We start from the raw sequence: 25,252 nt of genomic DNA, 5'->3' as shown, positions 1-25,252 counted from the left end.
TATTGGGACTAAAAAATACAATTTTGATTGATGTTTACGTAACCGTATTTTGAGTATTTCAATTATTTTGGCATTTTATGATGTAAAATATACATTAAAAGTTTTGATAGCTTTTTAATAAAGTTATATTTGACCTTTAGTATCTGAAACAAATTAAACCATGCAAATTAAATCTTTTGACGAGTATCAAAAAACGTATCAGTATAGTGTAGATTACCCTGAGCAATTTTGGGAAGGGATAGCCAATAACTTTCAATGGAGAAAGAAATGGAACAAAGTATTGTCCTGGAATTTCTCTGAGCCAACTATCAAATGGTTCGAAGGTGCTAAGTTGAATATTACTGAAAACTGTTTGGACCGTCATCTTGCAGAGAATGGAGATAAACCGGCCATTATCTGGGAACCAAATGACCCTCAGAAAGAAAGTATTACATTAAGTTACAAAATATTGCACGAGCAGGTTTGCCGCTTTGGGAATGTATTGAAAAAGAATGGCGTTAAAAAGGGCGACCGGGTATGTATCTATATGCCAATGGTCCCCGAACTTGCAGTGGCCGTGTTGGCCTGCGCACGTATTGGTGCAATACATTCAGTTGTATTCGGTGGCTTTTCAGCCAAGTCTATTGCAGACCGTATCAATGATGCAGAATGTAAGGTAGTGATTACTGCCGATGGTGCATTCAGAGGAAATAAGCAGATTCAGTTAAAAGAAGTTATTGATGATGCCCTGATCGGTTGTCCGACTGTAGAGAAGGTGATCGTACTTACCCATACCCGCATTGCTGTATCCATGCTCAAGGGCCGGGATGTATGGTGGGAAGATGAAATTAAACTGGTAGATACCAATTGCGCTGCTGAGGAAATGGATGCGGAAGACTTGCTGTTTATTTTATATACTTCAGGGTCTACAGGTAAGCCAAAAGGTGTGGTACATACCGTCGGCGGCTACATGGTGTATGCTGGTTATACCTTTTCAAATGTGTTCAATTACCAGCCAAATGAGGTATTCTTCTGTACAGCCGATATAGGCTGGATCACCGGGCACTCTTATATCGTATACGGACCGCTTTCTCAAGGCGCAACTACATTGATGTTTGAGGGAATCCCGACCTATCCTGATGCTTCGCGCATGTGGCAGGTAGTTGAAAAGCATAAAGTAAATATTTTATATACAGCACCTACAGCCATCCGTTCGCTGATGAGTTTTGGTGAAGAGCCGCTTAAAGGCATAGATCTGAGTACACTAAGGGTCCTTGGTTCTGTTGGAGAGCCGATAAATGAAGAAGCCTGGCATTGGTTTGATGAGCACATTGGAAAAAGTAAATGTCCTATAGTAGATACCTGGTGGCAAACAGAGACGGGCGGAATCATGATTTCACCTATTGCTTATGTAACACCTACCAAGCCTAGTTTTGCGACCTTGCCTTTACCCGGCATACAACCGATTCTTGTTGATGAGCAAGGCAAAGAAATAGAAGGTAATGGCGTGAATGGTAATCTGTGTATTAAGTTCCCTTGGCCTGGTATGCTGCGCACCACTTATGGTGATCACGAGCGTTGCAAGCTTACTTATTTCTCCACTTATAAAGACCTTTATTTTACCGGAGATGGTTGTTTGAGAGATGAAGAAGGTTATTACCGGATTACCGGCAGGGTGGATGATGTGATCAATGTATCTGGTCACAGAATAGGAACAGCTGAAGTAGAAAATGCCATAAACATGCATGCCGGGGTGGTAGAGAGCGCCGTTGTAGGCTATCCACATGATGTGAAAGGGCAGGGGATCTATGCGTTTGTGATCAACCCGAATGTGCATAATGACGAAGACCTTACCCGTAAAGATATATTGCAGACGGTAACCCGGGTAATTGGAGCAATTGCCAAACCGGATAAGATCCTGTTTGTATCTGGTCTGCCTAAAACGCGGTCCGGTAAAATTATGCGCCGTATCCTGAGGAAGATAGCTGAAGGGGAAACTTCCCAGATTGGTGATACTTCTACTTTATTGGACCCAACTGTGGTAACGGAAATTATAGAAAAATCCGGACAGCTGAAATAATGTTCCAGAAAATATCAAAGCCCTCGTATAATGGGGGCTTTTTTATTTGGCCTTGACTTCGATGGTGTATTGGCCGTACAAAACATCTGTAGTGGACATGCCTTGTACCACTATCCTGAATTTTCCAGTGATATCTCCGGTATAGAACTCAAGTTCCTTTGTTGCTCTTCCCAAGATCAGTCCATGATTCCAGTACAGAGTAGATTCAAAAGCGGGTTCCAGTGGTTCCGCATGGGCATCAACATAAAACTCTTTTTTTGTATAGATGGGGGTTAGGGGCATAATGAAGCGTCTTCGTTCTTCATCTTTGCAGAGCTGATATACAATAATCCCGCCGCCCAATCCATTTGTATACGTTTGTCCAGGTATGGGATGTCTGTTACCAGGGTCGCTGAGGTGATTGCGGCAATTGAGAATATTGAACCTGCATACGTAATCTCCGCATTCATTTGCGCCATGCTTATAATTTAGTGTCTGGTCTCCTCCCGCTCTGATCTCTACTTCACGCAGGCGGTTTACCTTTTCGTTTGATTTGAGCGTAAGTTCCGTGTTGTTTTGAATGGTTGATGGAATAACAGTTCGCTGTGCTGTGATCAGTTTTGTATAATCTTTGTTGAGTTTAACAAAGGGATCGTTCAATTCCATACCATAAGTATCCTGGTTTTTGCCCATAACAATGGCCTGTATTTTTGAACCCGGGGCAATTAGCAGTTCGGAATTGTCGAACTGGACATCGCCCGTGGGACCGCTCTTTTTAAAGCTCAGGCCACCGGCACTCATGATGCCCAATTCAACTGCCGACTTCAGCGGTTTCCCATACCTGCTGATCTGTAACCTGAGAGGAAGTGAGTCATAACTTTTGAGTGTATCGGCCGGACTGGCTTGCAAAATATGCTGCCAGCTGTATCGTCTCCAGCCTTTTACCAACAGGATATCTTCCAGATACTGCCGATCTCCTACTCCCCGCCCATCGGGTGCCGCAGCTAAATCGGTTAGTTCATTGGTCAGTTTTGTATAACTTTCAATATCGGTGGTTATGGAAGAAGGCAGCCGGTTTTCCTGCACGCAGGCAATGGAAACCAGAGCTATGGTGTCGGGCTGATTCAGGTTAAGCCTGAGCTTTACCTTTTCACGCTGGCCATAGCTTTGCCTTTCGGTGCTAATCTGAACTTTCTGTTTGTTTTCGTAGTGGGCATACAACAATCGCTCAGCAAGTGGCCTGCCCAGACTGTCGGATAGGGTAAGTGTCTTTAAGCCCGGGGGAATATCTCCGAGGGGGATTTTAATATTGCTTGGCGTATTGCTGATGGACAACTCATTATAAATGTAGGTGGCCCTGAAATCGTGCAGGCGTAAAGCCACCTTGCCCGGATTCGTGCTGTTGAGCCTGAATACAAGTGTATCAGTAGGGATGCCAGTGCTAAAGCTTATGCTAAGGCCATTTTCTGCAGCTTGGGGAATGACATAGCTGCTGTCGGTAAAAGCGGTATGCAGTAGTTTGATCTGGTAAGTAATGTCCTTTTGAGGTACCAATATAAATTTGCCAATGCCATAGCTGTTCGTTTCAATGGTATCTATAAGCTCCGTCCCGCCGTACAACAGGGCTTTTGATGTAACCACCGCTCCCTGCTGGTCTTTCAGTTCCCAGGCTACTTTACATGGTAGGTTATGGATCAGATTGCCCCCTTCGGGGTAAAACCCCACATGTGCCTTTCTTTTGCTTACAGGTAGCGGCAGGTTAAGGTAGCTGCTGTCTTTACCATACTTTAATTTGGTGTAAACATTTGGGTCAGTGATGTTTTCTGTTTCCGGAATATCTATAATGAGTTCACCAGAGGCATTAGTTGTCGCTTTTTTGCGTAGTTGTCCGTAATTATAGCTGATGGCAACAGGCTTAGGCAGAAAGCGCGCTTCCCTTGAAAGCACAGAAACCAATATTTTGTGTGGGGATTTTCCCAGGGTACCGGTTTGAAGTAATTTGAGGCTGGCCTTAAACGAAGGCTCAATGTTTGTTTTGATAACAAGGGGCTGTGCAAAGCTCAGCTCAGGTATTCCACGGCTTACAAGGTTGGTGGTTACCTGAAAATGGTAATTGCCGGTCAGCATAGAATCGGGGAGTACCATGCTTCCAAAAGCAAGACCGTTGATGATCTGGTATTTCTCCTGGATGATCACTGCACTATCAATTGCCCTGATCAGCGCGACAGATAAAAATTCATGAAGCCTTGCTGCTGAAGATCTGAGGTTAAGCAGGTAGCCCGTAAACCAGACGGTTTCATTATTGGTATAAATGGTCTTATCGAAATGTACAAATAACTTTGAGCCGGGTTCTTTGTGGGCATAATACTGCATCTGATCGGAAAGCATGGTTTGTGATGCCCATTGTGCCTGTGTATGAATTGGTAACAGTGCCAGGAGCACAAGCGAAAGGAGCAGGGCTATGGTGTATTTTCGCATCAGATTAAAGTTAAGGCTTCGATGGTAATTATACAAGTTGTGCGCTTTAAAATAAAAATGGCCATCTGAATTTTATCGGATGGCCATTTTTAACCCTTTGAGATTTTGCTAGTATCCAAAAATCTGTTCCAGCGTTAGTTTATTTACTGTACCAAATTTCTGCATGTCTTCCATTTTTACCTTTTTTTCGGAAGCAACAATGCAATAGTTATAAGTTTTGTTGGCTACGTTGTTTCCATGGAAGGATTTGATGTCGGCAAAAGTTAAGGGTTTTAGGCCTGCATATTCGTCTATTCTGGAATCGTGGTCGAAGCCCAGTTTTTTGTCAGAGAAATAAGCACCAAGGATGCCTGTTTTTGTAATTCTGCTGGTTTCAATGCCGTTCAGGGCATTGTATTTTGAAGCTTCGAAAGCCTTTTCGTTTTGAGGCAATTCATTTAACAATTCATTCATCCCATTAACGGCATCATTCATCTTATCTGCCTGGCTGCCTACATAGGCAACCATCGTGTATTGCTTTTCTTTCTTATCCGGAGAAGAGAACACTGCAAAAGTTGAATAGGCCAGGGCTTTGGATTCGCGGATGGTCTGGAAAACCACGGAACCCATACCACCACCAAAATAGCTGTTGAACAGGGTTACTTTTGGTGACCATTCTGTATTGTACAGTCCACCATTGCGTACCCAGCGGATTTCAGATTGTACCATATCATAGTCGGCAAAATAAACCTGATTGCTGGTGTTGGCTGCATAGGCAAATGTTTTTGCTGGCGCTACAGGGGTAAATTCCTTAGGTAGTTTGTGCAGTTTGCTGATAGCTGTTGTAAAATCGCTTAAGGTTTTTGGTCCGTAATAAGTAATGGTATGCTTGTAATTGCTCATGTTGTGCAGGATATCAATCAACTGTGCTGAAGTGATGTTTTTGATCTCTTCATTACTTAATGTGTAGTTGAACGGGTTGTTGGCACCATATTGGGCATAAGCGGTTAAGCCATTCATAATTGCATCTTTGCTGGCCTTACTGTTTTCCCTTGATTTCAGGATTCGTGCCTTTAAGCCTTCCAGTGCTTTTTCGTCAGCTTTGCAATTGGCGAAAATATGTTCAACAAGGCTTACGGCTTTTTCAAAGTTTTCCTGCAATCCGCTCACACTGATGGTGGCAACTTCATTGCTTACGCTAAAACTATAGTTGCAGGCAATGTTGTAAAACTCTTTGCTGATCTGTTCTGCCGAATACTTGTCAGTACTCAAAAAACTCAGGTACTGCGCCGCGTAAGGCTGCAGTCTGTTGTTCCAGGCTCCCATGTCAAAACGGTACGACAGGCTGAAAATGCTGTTGTCCGAATTTTGAACTGCAATGATATCTGCAATTCCTGTTTTACCAAAATTCAAGTCTTTTTTATAGTCAAGGAATTTTGGAGAAATTGGCTTAACTGGCTGCGCAAGCAGGTTTTTAGCGAAATCAGAAACCTGTCCTGCATTTGTATTTACAGGGGTAATGGCTGGTTTGTCAACCTTAACAATGTTTTTGTCTTCGCCTTTATGTTTATAGGCTACAACATAGTTTTCTTTAAAGAACTGGTTGGCAAAATCAACGATTTGTTTTTTGGTGACTTTTGCCATTGCGTCCGGACCGTTCAATGATTTGTTCCAGTTCTGGCCACGGTTTAAAATAAACTCGTTGGTAAGCGCTTCTACACGGAAAGTATTGTTGTCAAATGATTCCAGTAAGCCCAGCTTGCTGTTCGCTACTGTAGCTTTGATCAGGCTTTCATCAAAGTTCCCTTTTTTAAGGATGCTAACCTGTTCCAGCAAAAGCTGCTGTGCCTGTTCAAGGGATTGACCTTGTTTAGGCTGGGCCATCAGGGTAAAAATGCCATAATCTTTCATTTGCTGGTATCCTGCTCCTGCACTTAAAACCATTTGTTTTTTGTTAAGGTTGATGTCCAGCAGACCTGCCTTTCCATTCGAAAGAATACTGGAGATCAGGTCAAGCAGCATGCTTTGGTCTGTGCTTTCCGCATAACCCCTGTAGGATAACCTTACGCTTTCTGCGCTTGGTCCGTAGATGTCAATTTTTTGTATACTGTTCAGTGGTTTTTCAGGTGCAGGGTTATACAGCTCAAAAGGTTTGGCTTTCATATAGGCAAAAGCCTTGTCCACTTTTTTGATCATTTCGTCGGGATTAAAATCTCCGGCAAATGCAATAACCATGTTATTTGGGACATAATATTTATTGTAGTATTTCCTGATTTCTACCAACGAGGGGTTTTTAAGATGTTCAATGGTACCGATGGTAGTTTGCTGTCCGTAATTGTGGGTTGGGAACAGCAACGCAGAAGTCTGCTCATTGATCTTCCAGGAATCGTTGTCGAGACCACGGTTCTTTTCTTCATAAACAGCTTCCAGCTCTGTATGGAAAATACGGAAAACCGGGGCGCGGAAACGTTCAGCCTGTAATGCCAGGAACTGGTCTACCGCATTTGAAGGGAAATCCTCCTTATATACCGTCTCTTCATACCAGGTATGTGCATTGGTAGAGTTGCCGCCCAGCGACTTCATCATCTTATCGTACTCATTGGCGATAGAAAAATTGGAAGCTTCGCCCGACAACTTGTCTATCTGAGCATATATCTCTTTGCGTTTAGCAGCATCGGTTGTGCCCCGGTATTGCTCATACAAGGATTCAATTTTGTCCAGTAGAGTTTTTTCCTTTGCATAATCCATAGTACCAAACTTGTCAGTGCCCTTGAACAGCATGTGTTCCAAGTAATGTGCAAGTCCTGTTGCTGTTTTTGGGTCGGTATTGCTACCTGCCCTTACGGCGAGCCGGAAATCGATTACGGGCTCTTTAGTGTTTGGCGATAAAATAACAGTAAGCCCATTCTTTAAAGTGTAGAAACGGGCTTTGGTAGGATCGTTGGTTACGTATTTATACGTATAACCGCCGGCAGAGGCCGTTTTCCATTGGTAGACAGATTGTGCCATTAAGCCTGAACCTGTTAGGAGAAAACAGACCAGCATCAATAATTTGTTTTTCATTAGTAATATCATTTGTTTTTTATGGTTGTGAACCTGTTATGGGAATAGGACAGATTCAGCTTTAATAAGTTACAGCCAAATATAAGCTGAATGCTGAATTTTATGCCTTAATTCTTGTACTTTTACTGCTACAAATGTTGTACGGGGCATTGTTTGCTAAAATGGGTGATTTTAGCACATTGCCGGTTCAGCAGATCTAATCCTTTTACGATGAAGAAGCAGTATTCAAAACCGAGTATTTTAGTTGTTAACGACGATGGCATTACCGCACCGGGTATTAAAAACCTGATTGATGTAATGTTGGAGATAGGAAATGTGGTGGTAGTGGCACCAGATGGGCCGCAATCGGGCATGGGTCATGCCATTACCATTGGAAAACCACTTCGCTTTGATGCTGTGGACCTTTATCCGGGAGTAGAAATGTACAAATGCTCTGGCACACCGGTTGATTGTGTGAAGCTGGCTGTTAATAAAATTTTTAAGGGTAAAAAGCCTGATCTCTGTGTATCTGGTATTAATCATGGCCTGAACAATTCTATTAATGTCATTTATTCAGGAACTATGTCGGCCGCAGTAGAGGGGGCTATTGAAAATATACCATCAATTGGTTTTTCACTGGATGATTTTTCACAGCAGGCAGATTTTAGTCATTGTAAAAAATTCATCAAAACCATTGCATTGCAGGTGTTGGAACATGGCTTGCCGCCTGCCACGTTGCTCAATGTCAATTTTCCGCAAGGAGCTAATTTAAAGGGAATCAAGATCTGCAGGCAGGCCAATGCCAAGTGGGCAGAGGAATTTGACGAGCGGAAAGATCCTTATGAAAGGCCCTATTACTGGCTTACCGGGGTGTTTCAAAACTACGATAAAGGAGAGGATACCGATGTATGGGCATTGGAAAATGGTTTTGTTTCGGTGGTGCCTGTGCAGTTTGATTTAACAGCACATCATGCCATTCCGGTATTGAATACCTGGAGTTTTGATGTCCCGGGAATATCGCCTGTGTCCCCCGCTCAGCCTAAACATACACCAGCACCAGACGGATCAGCATTGGGGTAGTTATGCAGGAGAAATTTAGCCGTATTAAAAATTCAGCATTTACAGGTTTAGGCATAGGCCTTGCGGTGCCGGGTATATTGCTTAGCCTGGTATGGTACCTGATGCAGCGCTTTGCCTTTCTGGCCAAGGCAGATTTGCTGCTAATTGGCTGCATTGCCGTAAATGCACTTTTGATGCATTATTTTTTTAAGCGGAATAAGGAAAACATAGGGAGAGGCATTATCAGTGCAACGTTCCTGTGGGCATTTGCTTTCTTTTTTTACAAAATCAACAGGTAAATGAAGTACTATTTAGTCGCAGGAGAAGCATCAGGAGATCTGCACGGCGCCAATTTAATGAAGGCCTTGAAGGGGCTTGATGCTGAAGCTGATTTCAGGTATTTTGGAGGCGATAGAATGAAGGCGCAAGGTGGAATTCTGGATAAGCATTATTCGGAAATGGCCTTTATGGGCTTTACAGAAGTATTGCTGAACCTGCGTACCATTTTTAAAAATCTTAAGGCCTGTAAGACCGCAGTTATGGAGTATAGGCCGGATGTACTGGTCCTGATTGATTTTCCTGGCTTCAACCTTAAGGTCGCAGAATTTGCCAAAGCCAATGGCATTAAGGTTTGCTATTACATTTCACCGAAAGTATGGGCATGGAACCAGAAGAGGGTACTCAAAATAAAGCGAATTGTAGATAAACTGTTCTGCATTCTTCCTTTCGAAGTGGACTTTTACCGCAACTGGGGCATGGAGGTGGACTATGTAGGCAACCCTTTGCTGGATGAAATTTCGCTTTTCAAACCAGATCCGGCATTCAGGGAGAAATACCATCTTCAAAAAGAAGTGATCGCGTTGCTGCCTGGCAGTCGCAGGCAGGAAATAGAACGCCTGCTGCCTGATATGCTGGGTGTGACTGCAAATTTTCCGGATTATCATTTTGTGGTGGCTGCGGCCCCAAGTTTTGATGAGGCCTATTACAGGCAGTTTATCAAATCTGACAATGTTACCCTTGTTTTTGCACAAACCTATAACTTATTGAATGTGGCCCGGGCGGCAATTGTAGCATCCGGCACGGCGACCTTGGAAACGGCATTGTTTCATGTGCCCCAGGTGGTGGTATATCGCGGGGGAAGTATTTCCGTGGCCATAGCGCGTATGCTGGTTAAAATCAGATTTATATCGTTGGTAAATCTGATCATGGATAAGGAGGTGGTTAAAGAACTGATACAGAACGATTGCAATGCCAGCAATATCATGGATACGCTTAGGCCGCTTTTGCAGGGAGCAGTGAGAGCAAAAATGCTGGACGACTATAAAGTGCTATCGGAAAAAATGGGCACTGCAGGTGCATCAGAGCGTACTGCAAGTTTGATTGTTGATTATTTGAAGAACCTGGTTTAACCGGAAATCCTGCAACGCTCTCCCGCCAGCAGCTGCATACATTGTTCGTCCTTCTCGGGTATATTTACGGCTTCCAGTTCTTTGCGGTAATTGCCTCGGATCTCTTTACGGCTTTTTGCTTCAATAAAACGTCTCAACTGCTCCCTGTTTTCCAATATCAGTCCCGGAACCTTTACAGGATTATTGAAATCATCTTTTGCTACCATTGTAAAATAACAGGTGTTGGTGTGTTTTACCTGATTGGTTTTTACATTTTCAGAGATTACCCTGATCCCTACAACAAGCGATGTATTGCCCACATAGTTTATAGAAGCCATAAGTGAGACCAGTTCGCCTACTTCTACAGGAGCCAAAAAATTTACTGTATCGATGGAAGCGGTTACGCAGTAATTGCCGGCATGTTTGGCAGCGCATACATAGGCTACTTTATCCATTAGCGACAATAAAATTCCACCATGAATCTTGCCCCCGAAATTGGAATAGGCAGGGATCATCAGTTCCGTCAGAATTGTTTGCGAAAAGCTGACTGGCTTGTAATCTTCAGTAGGTAATTCGGGGCTTGTTGTGCTCATAAAAAATTGTATAATAACAGTTGTTAAGATAGGGGTTTTATAAAAATTTCTTGAGTTTATCGTTAAATTCAGTTTTTGAAGTTTACATATCTTAAAAAATAAATTAAAAAGTTTTTGGTTTTTTGAGATATTTTTTTTAAGTTCAAATAACCAAACTTAACCATCGTGACTGCTCCTGTAGAAAAAAACCACCGGCTGCGTAAGGAAGTAATAAAGCACCTTTACTTTAGTAAGGTATTAACCCTCACAGATCTAAGTACGCTTACACACAAAAGTTTGCCCTTAGTTACAAGCACGGTAAATGATTTGGTAAATGAAGGTTATGTGGTTGAATCGGAAGAGGCACGTTCAACAGGGGGCAGGAAGGCTGCGATGTACCTGTTGAATAAAGAAAAACAAAGGTATATTGTAGCTGTTGCCACAGATCAGATGGTTACCCGGGTACAAATCTATGATTTACTCAATCACAGTAAGATGGATGTTGAGCAATTGGAATTGCCGCTTACCCATGACTCGGGTCAGATGGCTTCACTTGCCGGATTTTTGAAAGATTATATATCCCGTTCGGGAATTCCTGCTGCCCAGATATTGGGTGTTGGGGTGGGGATGCCGGGTTTTATCAGCTCAAAACTTGGAATCAATTACACTTTTTTTAATGATAAAGGTAACCATACCCTGGTTGGTTATTTAAGTAAAGAACTGGGGCTTCCTGTGTTTATTGACAATGATTCAAGTCTAATTGCCCTTGCCGAGCTCAGGTTTGGTCTGGGAAAAGGAAGACAGGAAGTTCTTGTAGTGAACATGAATTGGGGGGTAGGTCTTGGAATGATCATTAACAGTAAGCTTTTTCGCGGGCATACCGGTTATGCCGGGGAGTTCAGTCACATTCCCTTGTCACAAACCAACAAACTCTGCTCCTGCGGAAAAAGGGGCTGTCTTGAGGTTGAAACCTCATTGTCTGTTCTGGTTGAACGGGCCAAAGCAGAACTTGACAAAGGGGTCAGTTCCCGTCTTACACAATTATTTGAAGATACTACCAAATTGGAAGGTGACCATTTTCTGGAGGCCGCCAATGCCGGAGACCCTTTAGCCGTCTCCATACTTTCAGATGCTGCCTTTTTAATTGGAAAAGGACTGGCTACACTTATCCACATTATTAACCCGGAACTTATTGTGATCGGGGGGCGGGGGGCTGTGGCCGGAAGGATATTGATGGCACCAATTCAACACGCTATTAATGAATTTTGTATCCCAAGGATGGCTGAACAAACAACGATCAAAGTCTCTGACTTAAAAAATGAATCACAACTTTTAGGTGCCGCTATTTTGGTAGTAGAAAACTGCCAGTTCAATTAAGATACGTTAGAATTTTTGCTGGAATACTTTTTTCAAATCAAGTATATCAATTAACAAAATTTTATTAACTACTTCTAAATCTTAATGCAATGAAACAAATTTACTTGAGGTGTTGGGGCGTTTTGCTGTTCTTCCTGATGGCAACAGCGGCCTATGCACAAAAGCCAGTTACAGGAACTGTAACTGAATCTTCGGGTTTACCACTCCCCGGGGTAAGTGTAACCGAAAAGGGTACAAAAAACGGGACCGCGACAAACATCTCCGGAAAATTTACAATTTCTGTAAAGGAGGGGGCGGTTCTGGTGTTTTCTTCAATCGGTATGGCAACTAAGGAGGTTACTGTAGGCGCTTCTTCTGTTGTCAATGTAACGATGTCTGACAATGCCGAAGGGCTGGAAGAGGTTTTGGTTACAGCTCTGGGCGTAAAAAGGGACAGGAAGGCTTTGGGTTATGCTACTTCTACGGTCAAAGGTGATGATTTGGTGAAAGCAGGTGTGCCGCAGAATCCATTTGTCGCATTATATGGTAAAGCAGCGGGTGTAGGCATCAATATTGGTTCCGGAGGCCCGACGGGTGGAGTAAATGTAAACATCAGGGGGGCGGCTACATTGTCTGTTGGTTCAACCAACCGGCCATTGTTTGTGGTTGATGGAGTGCCATTATTTGATGAAAAAACAGATATGGCCAGCAGAGGCTTTGATCCACTGAATTCTTTCGATTATGGCTCAGGTATCAATGATCTCAACGCAGAGGATATTGAGTCGATAGATATCTTAAAAGGTGCCAAGGCTACAGTATTATATGGTGGTCAGGGCTTAAATGGTGTGGTTTTAATTACCACTAAAAGCGGCAAAAAGACCAAAGGTTTTGGCATCACAGTTTCCCAGCAGGTTACTTTCGATAAACCTTTTACATACATCGATTTTCAGAATGAGTATGGAAGTGGTACATCGCAGCGCCTGGTAGCAGCCGATTCGACAATGTTAAGGGGAACCCGGGTAAGGAAACTGCCAATAACACGTTTTAGTTTCGGGCCAAGGCTTGATGGAAGCCCGGTAATGCTTTACGATAGTGTAATGGGACCATACCAGGCTTATCCCAATAATTTTATTGATTTCTTCCGTACAGCGATTTCCCCACGTACAAATGTGGCCGTTTCCGGTGGTGGGCAATTTGGAAGCATGCGGGCATCTTATACCAACAATACCTATAAGGATGTAATGCAAGGTTTCAATCAAAGAAATAATACCTTCAGTTTCAATGGTAATTTTAACATTTCTCCCCTGGCAACAGTTGAGTTGGTTTCGAACCTATACAGCATCAAAACCAAAAACAGAAGGCCAAATATCCAGGGTTGGGTTGCTGCAGGGTTAAACCGCGATTATGACTACAACTGGATGAAACAATTTTATCGTGATGCTGACGGGTACAAGCGAGATCTTGAACCTTATGGGTTATCAGGTTTAAGTCCGGGTATGTGGGCAGGACAGGTTTCGTCAATATTGTGGGATCAGAACGACAACAGTGACACAGATAATAAATTTCACACTGTAAATTCATTGAAATTAAGTTTACAGCTAAACAAGGAGTTTTCTTTAATTTCTCAGGCATCCCTTGATTATACTAATACTGATTACATAACAGAGAATAAAATCCTACGATTGCTGCCTTCCAGACAAGGAGGTAAGTATAACTGGAATAAAAGAAATACCACACAACAGCAATACCAGTCGATGCTTAAATTTGAAAAGGACATCACCAACGACTTAAATGTTTTCGCTTTCGCTGGTGGAAGCTATTTAAAAATGAGCGAGAACAGGATGTATGTTGGCACGGGTGAAATGGGACTGATATATCCTGACTGGTATTCAATTGAAAATGCGGATTATACCAAATGGCCTGGATCAGATAATCGTAGCAAAGTTCAAGGATTGACACGGGGGACTGAGTTACTATATAGTGTATTTGGATCAGGAACCGTGTCCTGGAAAGGGACCTACTATCTGGAACTACAGGCCAGAAATGATTGGAGTTCTACACTTTTACCTGGGAATAGGTCTTACTTTTATCCAGGGGCATCCTTTTCCTGGAACTTTTCAAATACCCTGAATATTCCGAAAATGGAATTCGGAAAACTTCGTTTGGCATGGGCTGATGTGGGTGGCCACGTAGGTATTGCCACCGGGAACAGGTATTTTGCAGATCCAAGTTTCCAAACATCTCAATTGCCTTACCCTAATGGCCCCATTGTTGTAGACGGTAGGAAGGCGTTGCTTATTAATGATATCAAACCATTCAGAAAACGCGAGTTTGAGGTAGGTTTTGATAGCAAATGGTTTAAAAGCCATGGTGTAGAACTTGATTTTTCTTTCTATACCAATAGTATTTATAATCAGATAGTTGGTTTAGAGATCTCCCCTACGTCAGGATGGCGTACGTATAATACTAATACAGGGAATACAAAAAACTGGGGTTTTGAGGTGTTTCTAAAAGGCAGCCCTTTAAATTCAGAGAAATTGCGATGGGATTTGTCATTTACTGCAGCCAATCAGTATTCCAAAGTTGTTAAATTGGCGAGTGGAATTACCACGCAGGTAATTAGCGCCAACGGAGGTATCAGAACTGTTGCTGAAGAAGGAAAACCTAATGGTCAGATCCAAGGGTTTGACTATAAAAGGGATCCGAACGGGAATAGGATTGTGAGTAATAGTGGTGGCTATGTGATTGATGATACGCAATATAAAACTTTAGGTAATATTAACCCGAAATTGTATGGGGGCATAAATAGTGATTTTTTTGTAAAAGGGTTTAACGTTCATATTGGCCTGGATTATAAGTTCGGCGGAACGGTGTTTTCTTATTCCAACAATTACCTGATGGGTAATGGTGTCATCAAAGCCTCATTGCCATTTAGGGATGAGTCACAGGGTGGTTTGGCTTATTACATTGATAATACGTCAGGAGCAACTGTTCCATGGCAGCACAACCAGCCTGCACCTGCTACAGCCAGAGACAAAGTTGTGTACCATGACGGTATGATCCTAGACGGTGTTAAAGAGGTAAATAATGGCGGTAATATTACTTATGTGAAAAATGACATCATCACTTCAGCTGTTACTTACTATCAATCCTATATCAGTGATAACAGTACCTCATGGCCACCAGACAGGTTGTTTAAAAATGATTACATCAAACTCAGGGAGATCTCTTTGTCGTATACATTACCCAAAAATATATCTGATAAACTTAAAATGCAAAAGCTCACCATAACTGCGGCAGCCAGAAATTTAGGGTATTTACATAAAACACTTCCTAATGTTGATGCAGAGGCGGCGCTTGGTGCGCAAGGCTATATTGAGAATTCATTTTATCCTTCTACAAGAACATTTAGTCTTGGTCTTAATTTGAGTTTTTAACGTTTAAAACTACAATCATGAAAACAATAAGATATTTTATAATTTGTTGCCTGTGTTTAAGCATTTTCACTTCTGCCTGCAAAAAGGAACTGGACGATGCATTTCACAATCCAGAAATTAACCCCAACAAGGGAAGTTTGTTTCCTGGCTTATTTAATGGAATGTTATATACCTGGAAGTTCTATATCCAGGATTATGGCGAGTGGTGGTGGGAGCTTCAGGGAAGCGGCGGATTAGGTATTGCTGGCTATACCCAGGTTTCACAGCGTTACATCACCGACAGGTATCCCTGGTTTGCTGATTTTGATAATTTGACCGGGGACGTTGCTTTTGGTGCCGATGGACAAATCTGGAACAACAGGTTTAAAGATTATTATGCAGGAACGGGTCAGGGCGATGATTTTGCCAGAGGGATGCGGAACTGGGCTATTATGAAAAATGAATTGCCAAACCTGGCGGGGCAGCAGCTGGATGATAATGCTGTTTTTTATTCCCTGGCTACGGTTTTAAAAGGGCAAGGAGCCTTAATTACTGTCGATTTCTATAATAGCATTCCCTATTCTGAAGCGTTTAGAGGTGCCGAAGCAATTTTCTTTGCGAAATATGATGATCCTAAGGAAGTGTATGTATCGGTATTGAACGATATGAAAAAAGCTTATGAAGAACTTCCAGGTCTTTATGCTAAAATGTCTATACCCGGTAAAGCTATTTTTGCTCAACAGGACATCGCTTTTAAAGGAGATATTCAAAAATGGCTCCAGTATATCAACGCTACAAGGTTAAAATATGCCGTAAGGATTTCTGGTGTAGAAGAAGCTATTGCCAAACAGCACATACAGGATGTATTGTCGAAAAACAACCTGCCGACTATGGATTTTACGTTTCCATTTGCAACAGATCATGACCCGCAGAGTGGAGGTACCTGGATCAGGGGACTAAATGAAGGCTGGCCAGCTACTTTTATCCCGAACATCATCATGAAAAGATTAAACAAAGGTCTTCCTGCTTACGAGCCAGGTATTGATGACCCTCGTTTGCCAGTACTTGCTTTGCCCACCAAATATAGCAACCTGGCGGTGACACCTCAGATAGGTGATTACAGGGGGGTAAGTTACGATGCAGATGGGCAAAAACCTGCCTATGTTGCTGGTGAAAGGTATTATACAGGTACACCGTCTACAGGTGACATTAATCAGGTTTTTATTCAGAATTCAAAATCCTTATATAATTGGGCAACATTTGCATTAAACAGAAAGTTTCCAATTTACATGATGTCATTGGCTGAAACGGATTTGCTTTTAGCGGAAATCTCCCTCAAAAATCTGGGAACTACTGGTAAAACCCCAGGCGATCACATTAAAGATGCAATTGTAAATTCGACTAACTTCTGGTATACGGTTAACGCTTTAAGTACTTACGAAATCAGCAGGCCATTACTTCATCCGCCTAAACCTAGTCCTGCCATTGTGGATACTTATGCTAATACTATAAGAACGCAGTTTAATGCGCAGGGTAACCTGGAAGACCAGATGGAGGTACTGATGCAGCAGAAGTATTTGCATCTGAACTTAATGGGACCTTACGAGTTATGGGCTGAGTTGAGAAGAACAAGACATCCTAAATTAGAGCCAATGACCTTTAATGCCAAAGTGATGAAGCCTATGCCTGAAAGGTTGAAATATCCGAGCAGTGAGCAACAAACGAATACAGAAAATTACCTGAAGGTTCGTGCTGAGGACAATTTCACTTCACCTATTTTCTGGGTACCTGCGGCAAAACGGAATGTTAAGCCTTATTGGGATAATTACAATTACCAGTAAACTTTGTAGATTAGTATAACATCAAAGCCCTGTTCCCATACAGGGCTTTGATTTTTAAAAGACTAGTGTTTATTTAACCTTGACTCTTCCAGGTCAAGGTTGTCTTCCATATTCCTCAATACCTCGTGGTCGTATTTTTTCGTAGCTTTAAGCCGTTTCAGACCTTTTCTTCTCAGATCAATCAACTCCAGCATAATTTCACGGTACAGTTTTCTTACTGATGTCACCTCTTCTTTTTGAGATTGTTCCAGGAGTGTCCGCTCTGTAGCCCTGATGCTCCTTTCCAGTTGTTCCTTAATGCGCGCAATAGTCTCAAACTTGCTCATCTCGTTGCTGTAATTGTTGTCCAGGTAACCGACACATTCTTTGGCCAGCTGCAAACGGATGGCTTCAATCTGTTCGTCTTCCGGTACAATTTCATCTACTTCCTCTACTTTCAGCATACGGAGAAATATGGGAAGGCTGAGCCCCTGGAATACCAGGGTAATCAATATCACCACAAAGGTGATGAACAGGATCATGTTGCGGTGTGGAAATGCCTCGCCATTATTTAAGGTCAGCGGTATGGCCAGGGCAGAAGCCAGTGAAACTACGCCCCGCATGCCAGCCCAGCCTACAATGAAGGGCAATTTTAACCCTGGGCTCCGCTCTTTTCTGCGAATGCGTGCGCTCAAAAAACGGGGAATAAAGGCCGATGCGTATACCAGGACAATCCGAGTGACGATCACAATCGCACTGATCATTAAGGCATATTTGATGGCCTCATTCATAGAATAACCTTCCAGTCCGGCTACAATTACTGGCAGTTCCAGTCCGATAAGGATAAAAACAAAGCCATTCAGCAGAAAGCCAAGGGTAGCCCATACTTCCTTTGCCTGTATGCGTGTATGGTAGTTTAAGAAATCTGCAGACCGGAAGGATAGGAACAATCCACCGCTAACTACAGCAAGTACACCCGACCATTGGAATTCTTCTGCAACAATATACATCAGGTACGGGGCTATCAGGGTAATAGGAGTGGTGATGCTCGAAGATTTTGCCCAGTATCTCAATACAAAATAAAGGATATGGGCAATCACAAGGCCCACAACTACGCCCATTACGGCAAGGATTATAAAATTGGTTACTGCTTTTTGAAATACAAACTGCCCGGTTAAGATGGCAGCAAGGGCAAACCTGAAGACAGTTAATGAAGCCGCATCATTTACCAGGCTTTCGCCTTCCAGTATGGTGAGCCCTCTTTTGGGCATGCTTACCCCTTTTAATACCGAGGTTGCTGCTACTGCATCCGGCGGTGAAATGATGCCGCCCAGTAAAAAGCCCAGTGCAAGTGTAAAACCCGGGATAATGCTTGCCGAAAAATAAGCAATGGCCAGTGAGGTCATAAGCACAAGGGCGAAACCCAGTGAAAAGATAGAACGCCGCCATTTCCAGAAATCGTTCCAGGAAGTATACCATGCTGCTTCAAAAAGCAGTGGTGGAAGAAAAATAAGAAATACGATGTCGGGGTTAATATTGATAACCGGCATACCGGGAATAAAGCCAATGGCCAGCCCGCCTATAACCAAAAAGATCGGATAAGAGATTTTCCAGCGCTGACTGAGCAAAAAAAGCAAAGCCATAGCAAAGAAAAGCGCAAGAATTAAAAGAAGGTTGGAGTGTACTGTCTGCTCATTGTGTACCATAGGCTAAAAATAGAAATTTTGCTTAAAAAGGAGGTGCCGGAGGCTCAATTAAAATATTGACAAAATTCTGACGGTTTAAAGGTGGAAATTCATTTTAACTTTCAGGTCTAATATTATTTTTGCGGCCAATATGAGACCTGCAATGTTATTCTTGTTGTTCCTGTGCTTCTTACTTTTAAGGGGGCATGCTGCACTTTATGCAGGCGGGCATCATAGCAGCAGTCATTCTACTGTGCAAAGAGCTGAAAAATCCGCTTTACCAAGCTTCGGGAATATCAGGGATTTTGCACAAGTTAGACACAGCAGTTTCAACGAAAAAAAAGAGGACTTCATCAGTGTTGAAGATGAAGACGAAGAATTGGTTTCAGGCAGGAAATTCCTGTTTCAGGCAAAGTACTTTATTACACTGGCCTATGTGTCCATTTTATTTTTTTTCTATAATTATTTAAAGAACCGTTTGCCATTCTGCAAACACCTCTCCTATACCAGCTCTCCCAAATACATTCTTCAAAGGGTATTGAGGTTATGATCTTTCTGGTTTCAGCTGAGCCCTGGGTTTTTGTCCCTTGCTGCAGGCTGAAATAAATCCCGTTCAAAAAAGGAATCCCTGATTCCGGATCATCGAATTAAAAATTACCATTTCATAAACATGAAGAAAATTATAGTGCTCATGAGCCTGTGTGCTTTATTGTGCCATGCAGGCTGCGTGTCTAAAAAAGAAAAAGAAGAAGAAGCCAGTGAATATGCTGTAACCAACCCGCTAAGGATTGATACCTCGTTTACCAAAGAATATGTTTCACAGATCAGATCGGTCCGTAACATAGAAATCAGGGCGCAGGAAAAAGGATATTTACAAAATATCTATGTAGATGAGGGACAGTATGTTCATGCCGGACAATCATTGTTCAGAATCATGCCACAGTTATACCAGGCAGAGTTGTTAAAAGCTAAGGCTGAAGTAGAACAGGCCAGTATTGAGCTGAGAAATTCCAGCACATTGGCAGACAATAACATTGTTTCTAAAAATGAAAGAGCAATGGCAAAAGCAAAGCTGGATGCGGCAAACGCAGAAATGAAGCTGGCTCAGATCCATTTGTCCTTCACTGATATCAAGGCCCCGTTTTCTGGGGTAATCAATAGAATTCCTTTAAAACTGGGAAGCCTGGTAGATGAAGGCGATCTATTGACATCCTTATCGGATAATGCCAATGTTTACAGTTATTTTAATGTTTCCGAACCAGAATATTTAAGTTACCAGATGCATGCTGCCGACAGGGGAAGTAAGGAAGTAACCTTGATTATGGCCAATGGTGAAGCGCTTCCTCAAAAAGGAGAGATCCAAACCATTGAAGGTGAATTTGACAATGAAACCGGAAACATTGCTTTCCGGGCGAAGTTTCCGAATCCAGATAAATTACTCAGAAACGGAGAAACGGGAAAAGTACGAATGACCTTGCCGCTTAAAAATGCATTGATCATTCCTCAAAAAGCAACCTATGAAATTCAGGATCAGAAATATGTTTTTGTAGTCGATAAAAAGGGAGTTGCAAGATCTAAAAATATAGCGGTGGCGTATGAACTGCCGGATTTATATGTATTGGCATCAGGAATCTCTGCTGACGATAAAATTCTTCTTGAAGGCGTACAAAAGGTAAAAGATGACCAGAAAGTACGGACGAAATTCCAGGATCCCAGAAAAGTTATTCAATCATTGAAATTAAAAGCAGAGTAGTGTTCTTTAAAATGAAGTAATATGTTTAAGAAATTCATTCGCAGACCTGTTCTGTCAATCGTAATCTCATTGATTATCGTATTTATGGGAATTCTGTCGCTGGTAAAACTTCCGGTAACACAGTTTCCCTCTATTTCTCCTCCGAAAGTAAACATTACTGCGGAGTATCCGGGGGCCAATAATGAATTGTTAATTAAATCAGTGGTTATTCCCCTGGAAAGAGGTTTAAACGGCGTGCCGGGAATGAAGTATATGACCTCCGACGCAGGAAACGACGGGGAAGCTTCCATACAGGTTGTATTTGACCTTGGAACAGACCCTAATGTGGCAGCCGTAAACGTTCAAAACCGGGTGTCATCGGTAGTGAACAAACTGCCGCCGCTGGTGGTTCGTGAAGGCGTGAAAATTACCCGTGAAGAGCCAAATATGTTGATGTACATCAACCTGTACAGCGATGACCCTAAAGCCGATCAGAAATTCCTTTTCAACTATGCAGATATCAATGTAATGTCTGAGTTGAGAAGGGTAAGTGGTGTCGGTTTTGCCGATATCCTGGGTACCCGTGAATATGCAATGCGTATATGGCTAAAGCCTGATAGGCTCACAGCTTACAGCATTTCAGCTGATGAGGTGATGGAAGCTTTAAATCAACAGAGTTTAGAAGCTTCTCCGGGGAAAATCGGCGAAAGTTCAGGAAAACGTTCGCAATCATTTGAGTATATTTTGAAGTATCCAGGTCGTTTCAATAATGAAAAAGACTACGGAAATATTATCCTGAAAGCCAAGTCAGATGGCGAGTTTGTTCGGCTGAAAGATGTGGCTGATGTAGAATTCGGTTCGTCGATGTATGATATTTATTCAACATTGAACGGAAAGCCCTCAGCTGCAATCACCGTAAAACAGTCTTACGGTTCCAATGCAAGTGATGTGATCAAAAATGTAAAAACACTGATGGCTGATCTTCAGAAAAACACTTTCCCGAAAGGAATGCATTATGACATCAGCTATGACGTTTCCAGATTCCTGGATGCATCCATTGAAAAGGTTGTTCATACCTTGTTTGAAGCTTTCATCCTGGTGGCTGTGGTCGTTTACCTTTTCCTGGGCGACTGGCGTTCAACATTGATTCCTGCTTTAGCGGTTCCGGTTTCGTTGGTAGGAACATTTGCCGTTATGTCTGCTTTCGGAATTACATTAAATATGATCTCGCTTTTTGCGCTGGTAATGGCAATTGGGGTCGTCGTTGATGATGCAATTGTGGTGATTGAAGCTGTGCACGCTAAGATGGAAGAGAAGCACCTGTCTCCGTTAAAAGCAACTGAAGAGGCTATGCACGAAATTAGTGGAGCGATTATCGCAATTACCCTGGTAATGGCATCTGTATTCATTCCTATCGCATTTATGTCGGGTCCGGTTGGGGTTTTTTATCGTCAGTTTTCCATTACAATGGCATCTGCAATTATTCTTTCGGGAGTTGTGGCCCTGACATTAACTCCAGCGTTATGTGCCCTGATCCTGAAAAACAATCACGGGAAAGCGAAAAAAAGAACGCCAATCCTAATGTTCCTCGATAAATTCAATAGCATGTTCAACAGAGGAGCTGGAAGATATGAGCAATTTTTAAATAAGGTAGTGAAAAAAAAGGCGGTAACATTACCCTTGTTACTGGTGTTTTGTGCATGTACATTCTTTTTAAGCAATTCTCTTCCTTCCGGATTTATTCCGAGCGAGGACCAGGGGATGATCTATGCCATCATCCAGACGCCTCCGGGATCAACACTGGAAAGGACCAATCAGATTGCAAAAGAGTTGCTGAGCGCATCAGAAGATATCGATGGGGTGCAGTCCGTGTCTTCACTGGCAGGGTACGAAATTTTAACGGAAGGTACAGGATCAAACTCAGGTACCTGTTTGATTAACCTGAAAAGCTGGGCGGAACGCAAAGAATCTGCAGCCGAAATCATAGAAAAGCTTGAGCAAAAAGCTAAAAATATTCCGGGAGGAAATATCGAGTTTTTCCAGCCACCTTCCATTCCTGGATATGGTGCCGCAGGAGGTTTTGAGCTACGTTTGCTGGATAAAGCAGGGAGTGGGGATTATCAGAAAATGGAGAAGGTAAGTAATGACTTTGTAAAAGAGCTTAAAAAACGCCCGGAGTTGGGTTCTGCATTTACATTCTATTCTGCAAGTTTTCCGCAGTATATGCTTAGGGTAGATAATGATCTTGCAGAGCAGAAGGGTGTTACGATAGAAAATGCGATGGATAACCTTTCTACACTGATTGGATCCAACTATGAAACAAGCTTTATCCGTTTCGACAGGCCTTATAAAGTAATTGTGCAGGCTGGGCCGCAATATCGTGCACTGCCGAGCGACCTGCTTAAGCTGTATGTAAAAAATAATAAAGAACAGATGGTGCCCTATTCAGATTTTATGAAACTCGAAAAAGTATATGGTTTATCTGAAATTACCAGACATAACATGTATAATTCGGCCGAGGTAAGTGGTACACCAGCGCCGGGATATAGTAGCGGACAGGCCATTAAAGCAATTCAGGAAGTGGCCGATAAAACACTTCCCAGAGGGTTTGGCATTGATTGGGCGGGTATTTCAAAAGATGAAGTAAGCAGGGGGAATGAGGCAGTATTTATATTCCTCGTATGTCTGGGTTTCGTTTATCTGATTCTTTCCGCCCAATATGAAAGCTTTATTCTCCCTTTACCGGTAATTCTTTCGTTGCCGATGGGGATTTTTGGTGCTTTCCTGAGTTTAAAACTTTTAGGGCTGGAAAACAACATTTATGCACAGGTCGCGATGGTTATGCTCATTGGGCTTTTGGGTAAAAATGCTGTATTGATTGTGGAATTTGCTGTTCAGAAGAAAGCAGAAGAAGGCATTCCGGTGGCCAAAGCTGCAATAGAAGGAGCGGTTATCCGTTTCCGCCCTATTTTGATGACCTCTTTTGCGTTTATTGCCGGCTTAATTCCATTGGTAATGGCAACTGGGCCGGGGGCTGTAGGGAACAGGACCATTGGAACGGCAGCGGCTGGAGGGATGCTGATAGGGACCATTTTCGGGCTGATGATTATTCCTGGGCTATATTATATTTTCGGAACAATTGCGGACAAATCGAGATTGGCAAGATATGAAGAAGAAAGTCCGTTAACAGAACAAACTGAACCTTATGAACATGATGGAAAATTTGAAGACTAGAAAAATAATAATAGCCATTGCGCTATCACTTGTTGTGGCTGGTTGCAAAGCACCAATGGCAACTGTTGTAAGAGATGCTGTAAAAGAAAACCTTCCCCAGAACTTTAATCAGGGAGAGCTGCAGGATGTCAACGCAAACAGTGGAACGACTCCATGGAGGCAGTTTTTTACCGATCCGAACCTCGTAAGTTTAATCGAAACAGCGCTGAAAAACAATCAGGAACTACTGATCACGCTACAGGAAATTGAGATTGCCAAAAGCGGGGTTCTTTATAAAAAAGGGAAATTAAGTCCTACAGTAGCTGCAAAACTAGGAGCAGGAGTAAATAAAGCCGGTCGTTATACCAGTGAAGGCGCAGGAGATGCGACTACGGATATTGAACCTGGAAAAGAAATGCCGGACCCGCTTGGAAATTTTGAAGGTGGATTAATGGCGAATTGGGAAATCGACATCTGGAAAAAATTAAGAGCGGAAAAAGAAGCTGCTGTTGCCCATTACCTGTCTACGGTGGAAGGGAAAAATTTTGTGCTTTCAAATCTTATCGAAGAAGTGGCCGATAGTTATTACGAATTACTGGCACTCGATAACCAGCTGGATATTATGCAGCAGTATATCAAACTTCAGGAAAGAGCCCTGGAAATTTCTAAAATACAGAAGCAGACGGCTGCAGCTACAGAGCTGGCTGTAAAGAAGTTTGAGGCAGAACTGGCCAAATCGAAAGCATCAGCTTATACCATCCGTCAGGAAATTACTGAAAAGGAAAATGGGATCAATGTTCTTCTGGGAAGATACCCGCAGCCTATTGTAAGAACGAAGGAAAGCTTCATGTCTACCATTCCGCAGACATTTTATACCGGGATTCCATCACAGCTGTTGGCTAACCGTCCGGACATTAAGCAGGCTGAACTGGAATTAAAATCTTCAAAACTTGATGTGGAAGCAGCAAGAAAAGAATTTTATCCTTCACTGGAAATTTCCGCAACACTGGGGTTGGAAGCGTTTAAACCGTCTTATTTGGTGAAAATACCTGAATCTATGGCCTATAACCTTGCCGGAGAATTGGCAGGGCCGCTTATCAACAAAAGTGCGATAAAGGCCAATTTTCAGACAGCAGATGCCAAACAGATTCAGTCGTTGTATGAATATGATAAGACGATATTGAATGCCTATCTGGATGTTGCAAACCTAATGTCCAAAGTAAAGAATATAGATCAGTATTATAAATTGAAATCTGAAGAAACGCTTGCCTTAGATCAGTCGATTGATATCGCTAATCAGTTGTTTAAAAATTCAAGAGCAGATTATCTTGAGGTGCTCTTGAATCAGCGAGATGCTCTTGATGCCAAAATGGAATTGATTGAGGCTAAACAAAAACAGCTGAGTACAGTAGTAGATATTTATAAGAGCTTAGGTGGAGGTTGGAAGTAAATAAAAGGCCTCCGGAAAGTGTCT

The 25,252-nt window shown here is 42.5% G+C and carries 15 protein-coding genes; 11 read left to right on the top strand and 4 right to left on the bottom strand.

Annotated features, from left to right (window positions below; translation table 11 throughout):
- Window positions 1–160: 160 nt before the first annotated feature.
- Window positions 161–2,059, top strand: a complete 1,899-nt coding sequence (gene acs, locus B9A91_RS06215; RefSeq protein ID WP_084237514.1) for an acetate--CoA ligase — start codon at window positions 161–163, stop codon at window positions 2,057–2,059.
- Window positions 2,060–2,101: 42 nt separating this feature from the next.
- On the opposite strand, the gene B9A91_RS06210 is transcribed toward acs, so the two are convergent.
- Both B9A91_RS06210 and B9A91_RS06205 read right to left on the bottom strand, forming a co-directional pair.
- Window positions 2,102–4,516, bottom strand: coding sequence for a hypothetical protein (locus B9A91_RS06210; protein WP_084237513.1), 2,415 nt, complete (start codon window positions 4,514–4,516; stop codon window positions 2,102–2,104).
- Between the two features lie 108 nt (window positions 4,517–4,624).
- Entirely contained in the window at window positions 4,625–7,558 is a 2,934-nt protein-coding gene (locus tag B9A91_RS06205) for a M16 family metallopeptidase (protein WP_084237512.1), read from the bottom strand.
- Between the two features lie 210 nt (window positions 7,559–7,768).
- Between B9A91_RS06205 and surE the strand changes: the two genes are divergently transcribed.
- The 3 genes from surE to lpxB are packed head-to-tail and all read left to right on the top strand — an operon-like array spanning window position 7,769 to window position 10,005.
- A complete protein-coding gene (gene surE, locus B9A91_RS06200) occupies window positions 7,769–8,617 on the top strand; it encodes a 5'/3'-nucleotidase SurE (protein ID WP_084237511.1) in 849 nt (282 codons plus the stop codon).
- Between the two features lie 2 nt (window positions 8,618–8,619).
- The gene (locus B9A91_RS06195) at window positions 8,620–8,895 is read left to right on the top strand and encodes a stationary phase survival protein SurE (protein ID WP_084237510.1); all 276 of its coding nucleotides are present in this window, start codon (window positions 8,620–8,622) and stop codon (window positions 8,893–8,895) included.
- Complete coding sequence (gene lpxB, locus B9A91_RS06190; protein ID WP_084237509.1) at window positions 8,896–10,005, top strand: lipid-A-disaccharide synthase; 1,110 nt, start codon at window positions 8,896–8,898, stop codon at window positions 10,003–10,005.
- On the opposite strand, the gene B9A91_RS06185 is transcribed toward lpxB, so the two are convergent.
- Window positions 10,002–10,577, bottom strand: coding sequence for an acyl-CoA thioesterase (locus tag B9A91_RS06185; protein ID WP_084237508.1), 576 nt, complete (start codon window positions 10,575–10,577; stop codon window positions 10,002–10,004). The genes lpxB and B9A91_RS06185 overlap by 4 nt on opposite strands.
- Window positions 10,578–10,742: 165 nt before the next feature.
- Between B9A91_RS06185 and B9A91_RS06180 the strand changes: the two genes are divergently transcribed.
- The 3 genes from B9A91_RS06180 (at window position 10,743) to B9A91_RS06170 (ending at window position 17,169) form a co-directional block, all read left to right on the top strand.
- On the top strand, window positions 10,743–11,933 hold the full coding sequence (locus B9A91_RS06180) for an ROK family protein (protein WP_084237507.1): 1,191 nt from the start codon (window positions 10,743–10,745) through the stop codon (window positions 11,931–11,933).
- 89 nt (window positions 11,934–12,022) lie between these two features.
- Window positions 12,023–15,349 (top strand): SusC/RagA family TonB-linked outer membrane protein, encoded by a 3,327-nt coding sequence (locus B9A91_RS06175; protein WP_084237506.1) that lies wholly within the window; start codon window positions 12,023–12,025, stop codon window positions 15,347–15,349.
- A 17-nt stretch (window positions 15,350–15,366) separates the two neighbouring features.
- A complete protein-coding gene (locus tag B9A91_RS06170) occupies window positions 15,367–17,169 on the top strand; it encodes a SusD/RagB family nutrient-binding outer membrane lipoprotein (RefSeq protein WP_144008876.1) in 1,803 nt (600 codons plus the stop codon).
- A 62-nt stretch (window positions 17,170–17,231) separates the two neighbouring features.
- Here the strand turns inward: B9A91_RS06170 and B9A91_RS06165 are convergent, their stop codons facing one another.
- Window positions 17,232–18,854, bottom strand: coding sequence for a Na+/H+ antiporter (locus tag B9A91_RS06165; RefSeq protein ID WP_084237505.1), 1,623 nt, complete (start codon window positions 18,852–18,854; stop codon window positions 17,232–17,234).
- Between the two features lie 130 nt (window positions 18,855–18,984).
- On the opposite strand from B9A91_RS06165, the gene B9A91_RS06160 reads away from it, so the two are divergent.
- From B9A91_RS06160 to B9A91_RS06145, 4 genes are all read left to right on the top strand, one after another.
- Complete coding sequence (locus tag B9A91_RS06160) at window positions 18,985–19,383, top strand: hypothetical protein (RefSeq protein WP_144008875.1); 399 nt, start codon at window positions 18,985–18,987, stop codon at window positions 19,381–19,383.
- Window positions 19,384–19,503: 120 nt separating this feature from the next.
- A complete protein-coding gene (locus B9A91_RS06155) occupies window positions 19,504–20,586 on the top strand; it encodes an efflux RND transporter periplasmic adaptor subunit (RefSeq protein WP_084237503.1) in 1,083 nt (360 codons plus the stop codon).
- Between the two features lie 21 nt (window positions 20,587–20,607).
- On the top strand, window positions 20,608–23,799 hold the full coding sequence (locus B9A91_RS06150; RefSeq protein ID WP_084237502.1) for an efflux RND transporter permease subunit: 3,192 nt from the start codon (window positions 20,608–20,610) through the stop codon (window positions 23,797–23,799).
- Entirely contained in the window at window positions 23,771–25,228 is a 1,458-nt protein-coding gene (locus tag B9A91_RS06145) for a TolC family protein (RefSeq protein WP_084237501.1), read from the top strand. The genes B9A91_RS06150 and B9A91_RS06145 overlap by 29 nt, the downstream gene beginning before the upstream one ends.
- The last annotated feature ends 24 nt before the right edge of the window (window positions 25,229–25,252 follow it).

Origin of the sequence: Pedobacter africanus (genome assembly GCF_900176535.1) — a bacterium.
GTDB classification, from domain to species: domain Bacteria; phylum Bacteroidota; class Bacteroidia; order Sphingobacteriales; family Sphingobacteriaceae; genus Pedobacter; species Pedobacter africanus.
This window is presented reverse-complemented; position numbering and strand designations above follow the sequence as displayed.

Bases quoted from the DNA above. Each gene is read 5' to 3' on its own strand.
- acs (WP_084237514.1), top strand. From the start codon at position 161: ATGCAAATTAAATCTTTTGACGAGTATCAAAAAACGTATCAGTATAGT.
- B9A91_RS06210 (WP_084237513.1), bottom strand. From the start codon at position 4,516: ATGCGAAAATACACCATAGCCCTGCTCCTTTCGCTTGTGCTCCTGGCA.
- B9A91_RS06205 (WP_084237512.1), bottom strand. From the start codon at position 7,558: ATGAAAAACAAATTATTGATGCTGGTCTGTTTTCTCCTAACAGGTTCA.
- surE (WP_084237511.1), top strand. From the start codon at position 7,769: ATGAAGAAGCAGTATTCAAAACCGAGTATTTTAGTTGTTAACGACGAT.
- B9A91_RS06195 (WP_084237510.1), top strand. From the start codon at position 8,620: ATGCAGGAGAAATTTAGCCGTATTAAAAATTCAGCATTTACAGGTTTA.
- lpxB (WP_084237509.1), top strand. From the start codon at position 8,896: ATGAAGTACTATTTAGTCGCAGGAGAAGCATCAGGAGATCTGCACGGC.
- B9A91_RS06185 (WP_084237508.1), bottom strand. From the start codon at position 10,577: ATGAGCACAACAAGCCCCGAATTACCTACTGAAGATTACAAGCCAGTC.
- B9A91_RS06175 (WP_084237506.1), top strand. From the start codon at position 12,023: ATGAAACAAATTTACTTGAGGTGTTGGGGCGTTTTGCTGTTCTTCCTG.
- B9A91_RS06170 (WP_144008876.1), top strand. From the start codon at position 15,367: ATGAAAACAATAAGATATTTTATAATTTGTTGCCTGTGTTTAAGCATT.
- B9A91_RS06165 (WP_084237505.1), bottom strand. From the start codon at position 18,854: ATGGTACACAATGAGCAGACAGTACACTCCAACCTTCTTTTAATTCTT.
- B9A91_RS06160 (WP_144008875.1), top strand. From the start codon at position 18,985: ATGAGACCTGCAATGTTATTCTTGTTGTTCCTGTGCTTCTTACTTTTA.
- B9A91_RS06155 (WP_084237503.1), top strand. From the start codon at position 19,504: ATGAAGAAAATTATAGTGCTCATGAGCCTGTGTGCTTTATTGTGCCAT.
- B9A91_RS06150 (WP_084237502.1), top strand. From the start codon at position 20,608: ATGTTTAAGAAATTCATTCGCAGACCTGTTCTGTCAATCGTAATCTCA.
- B9A91_RS06145 (WP_084237501.1), top strand. From the start codon at position 23,771: ATGAACATGATGGAAAATTTGAAGACTAGAAAAATAATAATAGCCATT.